Raw genomic sequence first — 6,000 nt, 5'->3', positions numbered from 1 at the left:
GGGGGGCCGGGGTCCCCGGGGGGGGGGGGCCGGGCCGCGGGCGGGCCGGGGGGCCCCCCCCGCCCCGGGGGGGGCCCCCCGGGGCCGGGGCCGGCCGCGGGGCCCCCGCCGGCGGGGGCCGCCCCACGGAGGGGTCACGGTGTCACCTGGCGGTCGCGGTGCGGCCTCACGCCACGGCCGCCCCGACCTGGCTCTGCTGCGGCTGGACGGCCGTTCCGCCCCCGGACGCCCCGGCGGCGGCGTCCGCCCGCCGGGAGCGCTGGCGCAGGTGCACGACCCACCACCCGAGCCCGCGCAGGGCGCAGACCAGCGTGGTGGCGAAGAACAGCGTGTAGACGACGTTGAACACCATCAGGATCGCGTACACGAAGGCGACCGAGCTGCCGAACACGAACTGGGCCCGGCCCTTCACCGGCGTCGTGCCCGGGTCGCTGATCATGTAGTTGGTGAACAGCACGAAGGCGACACCCGTCATCGGGCCGAGCGCGGAGAACAGCGCGACGTCCCAGATCCAGTGCCGGAGGAACGCCTGGATGGCGAACGCGCCGAGCCAGCCGACGATCAGTGGGGTCCGCTTGGTGAGCAGCGCGTTGATCACGGTCCCCGCCGTGGCGATGATCAGCGGGATCATCACCCGGAAGAAGGTGTTCGCGTTCTCCGTGAACTCGTAGGGCGGCGCGATGCTGAACCACGAGCCGAAGCACACCAGCGACATCGTGATCCCGAAGTTGGACGGGTTCATGAAGTGCCGCATCCGGCCGGCGATCGGGGCCTGCAGGGCGTGCTTGCCGCCGACGCCGATGACCACGCCGAAGACGATCGGCAGCAGCTGGTTGTTGCCGTAGGTCAGCATGTTGACCGCGAGCGCCGTGATGTGGGCCGGCAGCAGGAACTCGTACACGCCGCGGAACCCGTTCCCGCGGAAGCGGGGGGCGCGGCGCTGGGCCCAGGCGCTGATCAGCTCGAAGCCGATCTCGCAGGCGTAGGCGGTGAACACCGCGACGAACGGCCACAGCCAGGGCTGCTCGAAGCCGAGCAGGGTGTAGCCGAAGATGTTGAACACGCTGATCGAGAGGGCGAAGTTCCGCAGGGCGAGGTACCGGGGGTCCTTCGGCTTCGCGGGGGCGGCCGGTGCGGCCGCCGGGGCGCCGCCGGCTCGGGGTTGCACGCTCGCGCTCATCGGTTCGGGACCTCCTGGACCTGGTCGGTCAGCACGAGCGTGTGCGTGCCGGGGCTGAGCTGCTCGCTCTTCTCGTGCAGTCCGCCGGCGGCGTCCCGCCACCTCAGGTCGACGGTGACCGGCCCCTGGTGGGCGCCGAGGCCGAAGCGCACGTCGAAGCTGCGGAAGCCGCCGTGGCCGCCCCCGCCGTCGAGCCGGGAGATCTGGGTGCCGGTCGGGGTGGTGACCCGCACGGTGGCGTCGTACGCGGGCGCCCCGGTGTTCACCAGGCCCTGGCCCGCGGCGCCCTCACCGGTCGGCCGGTAGAGCCGCAGGTTCAGCTGACTGCCCAGCGCCGGCGCGGTGTTGGCGTAGAAGGCGGGCGGCCCCCACTGGCGGGCCACCGCGAAGTCCAGCCGGCCGGTGCCCGTGGTGTCGCCGGTGGCGAGGCCGCGGGTCGGCGTCGGCACGGCGATGCCCAGCCGGGAGCTGATGTTCACGTACGGGCCGTCGGGGGTCTTGGCGTAGAAGGCGATCGCCTCGTCCCCCGCGATGTCGTCGCCGGGCTGGACGTTGGGCCACATCGCGGGGTTGGACAGCAGGTCGTCGTTGGTCATGGCCATCTCCTGGAGCCACGGCCAGCGGTCGATCTTCCCCTTGACGAAGCCGGTGGCCTGGAGCACCGCGAGGTCGCCGCTGTTGAGGAAGTCGCCCATCTTGGTGTCCCAGCCCCAGCCGGTCCAGGCCATGCCGTGCTCCTGGGCCTCCTGGGTGAACGGGGCGATGCCGGCGGCGAGCTTGCGGCGCATGTCGGCCTCGTCCTTGGCCTTGTTGATCCAGAGGAAGTTGCTCTCCTCCAGGCCCCAGGCGACGGTGATGTTGCTGACCATCATGTCGAAGTCGCCGTTGCGGCCGATGTCGCCGAAGTCGACGCCCATGCCCTTGAACGAGCCGTTGCCGAGGACGAAGGACTTGGGCGTGGTCGGCGTGCGCTCGCCCTTGGCCTCGCTGAACTCGATGTGCCCGGGCGTGGACCGGTTGTAGAGCAGGTGCCCGTGTCCGAAGTCGTTGGCGATGTACAGCTCGGGCAGTCCGTCACCGGTCAGGTCGGCGCCCGAGATGGCCAGCGTCCACCCGGTCGAAGCGTCGTAGGGGATCGCGCCCTTCTCCTCCACGTACGACGCGGTGGGCTCCGTCCCCGAGGTGCTCTGCTGCCAGCGCAGCACGTGGTCGCCGCCGGCGTTCTTGGCACTGGACAGCGAGTCGTTCATCACGACGTTGTTCAGCCCGTTCGGGTCGAGCACGTCGGAGTCGGGGAAGTAGTTGCCGATCACGATCGACGGGCGCCCGCTGCCGTCGATGTCGCCGACGTAGTCCGCGTCGGTGTTCCAGCGCGGGCCGTGGTACTTCCCGTCCAGGGACTCCGAGGGCACCAGCTCGCGCGGCACGTAGGAGGCCGCGGCGGGGGTCGTGGCGTCCGACCTGGCCATGAACAGGATCGGCGTGCGGCCCCAGTACGTCACCAGCAGGTCCATCCGGCCGTCGCCGTTGAAGTCGCCGGGCGTGCAGCCGGTGGGCGCCATGGTGTCGTCCATCGGCAGCGGCCTGCCGTCCAGCACGAAGGGCGTGAAGCGGTCGGCCGGCCGGGCGGTCGGGGTGTACGTCACGATCACGCTGTCGGTCCTGGTGTCGACGATGCACATGCCGTCGGCCACGCCGTGCCCGGTCAGGTCGTTGATCGCGATGCTGGCCCCGACCGAGGAGATCCACGAACGGATCTTCTGGTAGGCCGGGTTGACGGTCCGGACCGTCCGCATCGGCCGCTGCTCGTAGCCGGGCGGCATCGCGATGGGCAGTTCCTTGAAGCCGTACTGCTTCGCGACCTCCTCCGCCCCGGCCGCCGCGACCGAGGTCCGTACGGCGAAGAACAGCGAGGTGGCCACCATTATCACCACCAGGCCTGGAATCAGTCTGCGGATTCGTTCACGGTACGCCACCGGGTTCCCCTCTCGACGGATCGAATACGACCCCGTGCCCGCGCCGAGTGCAGGACGCGGCCAAAACCCCCTGCTGGCAGGAAGGTTCGGGATGACGGAATTCACGACCCGAAATGCGCCGGCGATAGGCACGTCACGCGCGGGTCTACTGTACGAGGATGTACGCAAAGCACTCGGAATCGCTACTTCCCCGTTGCTCAGCGGGAGGAATTGCGGCCGCCGCCGGGACCGTCGGCCGGCCCGCGACCGCACGACGAAGCGCCCTCCCGCGCGCGTGCCGCGGAAGGGCGCTTCCAGAACTCAAGGGAGGTTCACCGGGGGGGGAATGACTTCCCCCGTCCGCCGGTTCACCGGTTCACCGGTCAGGCGTACGTGACGACCGCGCGGAAGCGCGCCTCACCCCGCTCGACCCGGTCCAGCGCCTCGGCGACCCGCTCCTTGGGGAAGGTCTCGACCAGCGGCGTGACGGCCCCGGAGGCGACCAGGTCGAGGGCCTCGGTGAGCCGGTCGAGGCCGTTGTGGGTGGCGCCGATCACCTGCTGGCGCTGCGCCCAGAACGGGCTGGTCGGCGGGATGGCGAAGGGCTCGACCGGGTCGATGGTGGCCAGCACCATCCGGCCGTTCGGCCGCAGCCCCTGGAGGGCCCCGGCGGCGGCCCGGTAGGAGGTGCCGGTCACCAGGACGACGTCGGCGCCGCCGATCGCCCGCAGCCCGTCACCGTCGGCGACCACGTGGTCCGCGCCCAGGGTCCGGGCCAGCCGGTGCTTGTCCGGCGAGCTGGTGACGGCCACGGTCTCGAAGCCGCCGGCCCGGGCGAACTGCACGGCGAGGTGGCCGAGTCCGCCGATCCCGAGCACCGCGACCCGTTCACCCGGTCCGGGATCGGCGGCGCGCAGCGCGCTCCACGCGGTGTAGCCCGCGCACAGCACGGGGGCGGCGGTCTCGTACGGGACGGCGTCCGGCAGCAGCACGGTGCTCGCGGCCGCCACCGCGACGTACTCCGCGTGTCCTCCCTGCACGGTGAGGCCGCTCATCACGGCCTCCGGGCAGTTCATCCCGGACTGCCCGGAGAGCGGGAGGTTGAGCCGGCAGTACGCGCACCGGCCGCAGGTCGCCTGCACCCAGGTGGCGCCGACCCGGTCGCCGACCCGGCGGCCGGTCACCCCGGCGCCGACCTCGACGACCTCCCCGGCGGCCTCGTGTCCGACCACCACCGGATCGAACGCCGGGAAGGGGAACACGCCCTGACTGACCAGCAGGTCGTTGTGGCAGACCCCGCAGGCGTGGACCCGGATCAGCACCTGGCCGGGACCGGGCCTCGGGGTGGGGATCTCGCGAAGCTCCCAGCGCGCCTTGGCCTCGGGTACGACGGCTGCCCACATCGGCCGAACCACCTTTCCTGTCAACTGCTCCGCGGCCCGAGCCGGACCGGGAGGGTCTGGACACCGTTCATGATGAAGGTGGCCTGCGGCGCCAACTCCTCGGCGGGTACGGCGAGTTCGAGGTCCGGGAAGCGCCGGAACAGCGCGGCGAGGGCGGTCTCGGCCTCCATCCGGGCCAGCGGCATGCCGATGCAGCGGTAGACGCCGTGGCCGAAGGAGAGGTGCTCCTTGTTCGCCCGGGTGGCGTCGAAGGCGTCGGCGTCCTCCCCGTGGACGGCGCGGTCGCGGCCCGCCGCCGCGAAGTTGATCAGGACGGGCTCCCCCTTGGCGATGGTGACCCCGCCGAGCTCGATGTCCTCCACCGCGAAGCGGAACGGCAGGTGCGCGACCGGCGCCTCGGCGCGCAGGCTCTCCTCGATCACCTCCGCCCAGCCCACCGCGCCGGACCGGAGCAGCGCCCGCTGGTCGGGGTGGGTGAGCACAGCCCGGACGGTGTTGGCGAGCAGGTTCATCACCGGCTCGGTCCCGGTGGCGAGCAGCAGGTGCAGGGTGCCGACCAGTTCGGAGTCGCTCAGCCGGGATCCGTCCTCCTCCTGGGCCTGGACCAGGTCGCTGGTCAGATCGTCCCCGGGGTCGCGGCGCTTGCCCTCGACGAACTCCAGCATCTCCCGGTGCCACCGCTCGACGTTGGCCGCGGACTCCTCCGGGGTGATGGTGGTGTCGACGTTCACCTCGCCGCCGCGCAGCATCCGCTCACGGTCCCCGGCCGGCACGCCGAACAGGTCGCAGATCACCCGGGCCGGCATCGGATGGGCGAAGCGGGCCTTGAGGTCGACCACCTCGCCGGGCGCGAGGCGGCCGAGGTCGTCCAGCAGCTCCTCGACGGCCTTCTCCACCTCGGCCCTCATCGCCTCGACCCGGCGCGGGGTGAAGGCGCCGGCGGTCAGCCGCCGCAGCCGGGTGTGGTCGGCGCCGTAGCGGGTGGTGAGGTTGTCCATCAGCACCCAGCCGATGAGCGGGAAGTCCGCGCCGATCCGGCCCTCGGCGAACGCCGCCCAGTGCCGGCGCGGGTCCTTGGACAGGCGGTGGTCGGCCAGGGCCAGCCGGGCGACGTCCTGGCCGGTGATCGACCAGGCCGGTACGCCACCGGGCAGTTCGATCCGGGCGACCGGGCCGTTCGCCCGGATCCGGGCGCCCTCCGCGTGGATGTCACGTCCGGCTCGGTCGATGACGACGGGGGCGGGGAGTGACACGGAAGCCTCCAGGCGGTCGGAGCGGGGCGCGGGCGGAGTCAGGGAGTCGCCGGGTCGCGGGGCCACGCGGCAGCGGGGCCAGGGCCGTTGACCGGCCCTGTCGAGGCTGGCACCCGCGCGGGGTGCCCGCATCTCCCGGCTTGCGGCGTCCCCCCGGCCGGCGGCGGGGCGGCCGCCCAGCGCAATCGGGAAGATGCGGCGGCCGACGG

General features: G+C 72.5%; 4 protein-coding genes. All 4 read right to left on the bottom strand.

Going from position 1 to position 6,000, the window contains the following annotated elements:
* Positions 1 to 166: 166 nt before the first annotated feature.
* The 4 genes from ACFCY1_RS00575 to ACFCY1_RS00560 all read right to left on the bottom strand — a co-directional run bounded on the left by ACFCY1_RS00575 (position 167) and on the right by ACFCY1_RS00560 (position 5,791).
* Positions 167 to 1,180, bottom strand: a complete 1,014-nt coding sequence (locus ACFCY1_RS00575) for an enediyne biosynthesis protein (RefSeq protein ID WP_375872994.1) — start codon at positions 1,178 to 1,180, stop codon at positions 167 to 169.
* Entirely contained in the window at positions 1,177 to 3,105 is a 1,929-nt protein-coding gene (locus ACFCY1_RS00570) for a CRTAC1 family protein (protein ID WP_181970774.1), read from the bottom strand. Before ACFCY1_RS00570 ends, ACFCY1_RS00575 begins: the two co-directional genes overlap by 4 nt.
* Before the next feature lie 413 nt (positions 3,106 to 3,518).
* The gene (locus ACFCY1_RS00565; protein WP_375872993.1) at positions 3,519 to 4,538 is read right to left on the bottom strand and encodes an alcohol dehydrogenase catalytic domain-containing protein; all 1,020 of its coding nucleotides are present in this window, start codon (positions 4,536 to 4,538) and stop codon (positions 3,519 to 3,521) included.
* Between the two features lie 20 nt (positions 4,539 to 4,558).
* Positions 4,559 to 5,791, bottom strand: coding sequence for a cytochrome P450 (locus tag ACFCY1_RS00560; protein WP_049650276.1), 1,233 nt, complete (start codon positions 5,789 to 5,791; stop codon positions 4,559 to 4,561).
* Positions 5,792 to 6,000 lie beyond the last annotated feature (209 nt).

Source organism: Kitasatospora sp. NPDC056273 (assembly GCF_042268845.1).
Classification (GTDB): Bacteria; Actinomycetota; Actinomycetes; order Streptomycetales; family Streptomycetaceae; genus Kitasatospora.
This window is presented reverse-complemented; position numbering and strand designations above follow the sequence as displayed.

Excerpts from the sequence above, each read along its gene's own strand:
- ACFCY1_RS00565 (WP_375872993.1), bottom strand. The coding sequence starts at position 4,538 with ATGTGGGCAGCCGTCGTACCCGAGGCCAAGGCGCGCTGGGAGCTTCGC.
- ACFCY1_RS00575 (WP_375872994.1), bottom strand. The coding sequence starts at position 1,180 with ATGAGCGCGAGCGTGCAACCCCGAGCCGGCGGCGCCCCGGCGGCCGCA.
- ACFCY1_RS00570 (WP_181970774.1), bottom strand. The coding sequence starts at position 3,105 with ATGGTGGCCACCTCGCTGTTCTTCGCCGTACGGACCTCGGTCGCGGCG.